Source organism: Pseudoalteromonas sp. SR45-5 (assembly GCF_014163565.1).
GTDB classification, from domain to species: Bacteria; Pseudomonadota; Gammaproteobacteria; order Enterobacterales; family Alteromonadaceae; genus Pseudoalteromonas; species Pseudoalteromonas distincta.
Window position 1 is genome coordinate 1 of sequence record NZ_JACJDN010000584.1, and the last position, 2489, is coordinate 2489.

Below are 2489 nucleotides of genomic sequence, written 5' to 3' on the forward strand. Positions count from 1 at the left end.
CGACAGAAATATTCCTGTTACACCTGTAGAATCTTTCACTGCAACGGGCGATGCACAATTTAACATTGAAGTAACAGGTAAAGCAGTTAAAGGTTCAATGAAAAGTGCAGTAGTAACTGTAATGACTTTAGATGCATCTGGTCAAAGCGTTCCTGTTGCATTTCGCTCAGCTGCTTCAGCAGAGGCTGAGTCTTTTTCTGAAGAAGCACTATCACAAGATGCTGCAGATGCAGCGGTAGAAGCAAGTAAAATTGCCGCTAACCCTGAAGTGCTAACTGATGAAAACGGTCGTTACAGCATCTACCTAGATGATGATTTTACTGGACCTGTTTACATTACTGTCAAAACGTCTGAAGAAGGCGATGATAGCTTTTTACGTTGTGATGCTTACGTAGGTTGTGGCACTTACGATGAAGCGCCAGAAGTTGACGACGAAAATGATGGCGATACTGATATTGAGTTTGGCGAATGGTACAAAACTGACCTAGAGCTTTCTGTTGTTAAGTTTATTCCAGCTGTTGAAGCAGATACATCTGGAGCGAGCGCTGCAGCTGGCGACGATAATGTTATAGGTTCTTATAAAGCTAATGTTACTTTTTTAACATCGTTAGTGGCAGGTCTTCTTCTTGACTCAGGTTCAAGTGTAGATGAAGACGCTATTGCTACAGCTAGCTTAAACACTGTTGTACAAGTAATGGGTCAAGACGCAGCACTTTTACTTTCTGCTATTATTGGCGATTTATCTAACGGCGGCGCTGTAGATTTAAGTAATGTTGATGGCGAAGAAGAACTTACTGACGGTATTTTAGCAATTGCACAGCTTTCATCTTCAATTCAAGGTTTACCTTCAATTGGTGATGTAATGAGCAGCATTAAAGCTGGTATTAAATCAGGCCAGTTTAAAGGTAATACTGACGCTGGCATTGCTGCAATAGCTACAATGTTACAAACAGCAATTACAAATACTGCAAACATTTTTGTTGCTGTAGCAACGGGTGATGAAACTGCAATTGAAAACGCTTTAAAAGCGGCATTCTCTATTAACAACCCTAATGCAACACAAGCACAAATTGATGCGTTTGCCGCTAATTCAGTAGGTATTGCTAAAAAAGCAAAAGCAGCTAAAGACAAAGCTGTTAAAAATGGTGCAGCAACTGATGCCGGCCTTGCAGCCGCTGCAGTAAAAGTTAAAAAAGCACTAGAAGTAATTGGTTGTACTGGTGCAGAGTGTACAGTTGGAGATGATTTTTATACAGCTCTAGCAGCTGCTTTAACAGTAGAAGTTACAGCTTCACAAACTGCACTTACTGCATTAGAAATGGATATTGAAACAGCTCAAAGTTCACTTGCTGATGTTCAAGCAATGGGTGGCGATGCTCTTACAGCTGATAACGCAGCTGCATTTGTAAGCGCTGTAACATTACTGAAAAATGAAGCTGCTACTGCTGGTTTAACAGCTAAAGCGGGTTCTATTTTTGTTAAATCACAAGGTTATGTAACTGCTGCAAAAGCGTTAGTTACTCAAAGCTCTGATTACCAACAGATTCTTGATTCTGCAACGTCTTTACAAACAGATGCAGGTGTTGCTGTAACTGACACCGTTGCATACGACGCTGCATTAGCTGCACTAGTAGCGGAAGCAGAAGCAGCGATTGAAACGTTTGATATTGCTCTTGCTGCTGCAAAACTAGTTGCTGAAGACACTGCAGACGTTGCTGATGAGAAAAAATCAGCAGCAGACACAGCTGAAGCAGCTTCTACAAGCGCACTTGCTAACGCAGAAGGTGCAATGGTAGATACAGCCGCAAACGCAACTGAAGCTCTTGAGCTTGCTATGACTGCTGTTACTGCTGCGTCTGATTTTGCTGCTGCTGTTGATGCACTTGAAATTGCTATTGAGCAAGCACTAGTTGCTGCTAATGCTTACCTAGACCTTGAAGGCGAAGGCGCACAAGCAATGATTGATGCGCTTACAGCTATGCAAACAGCTGCTGTAGCTCAAGGTGAACTAGCTAGCGAGCAATTTGTAACAGCTTATAACCTACAACTTGTTGCTGAAGCGGCGGTTGCTAAACTTGAAGTACTAACTTCTGTTAAAGCTACATCAGAGTCATTATCGACTATGACTGTGCTTACTAACACTGGCGGTCAAGCGGTTATCGATGCAGCAGACGTTCTTGCTGACGTAATTGATGAACTAGCTGAAATGGGTAACTCAGGTGAAGGTACTTCTACTCGTCAACCTGATTGGTCATATAACTATGACTTAGATGCGTTAGTTTTAGAATTAGAGAACGAAACTACCGGTGAAATGATCAGTGCTTCAGCTTCTTACCAAGGCGAGCAATTAGTTGTTGCTTGGGGCGCTACATTAATGGGTGAAAATGACGCAACTGTTTCACTTGTTACTGCTGATACACAAGCACAAGCACTTGAAGATTGTGTTGATTTTGCTGCAGGTACAATTGATGCTACTCAAATTGATTCAT

At 41.9% G+C, this 2489-nt stretch carries 1 protein-coding gene; it reads left to right on the forward strand.

Annotation, left to right across the window (positions count from 1 at the left end):
• Window positions 1-2489 (forward strand): hypothetical protein (locus tag H5072_RS16795; protein ID WP_182694187.1); only part of this gene is annotated, 2489 nt, incomplete at both ends.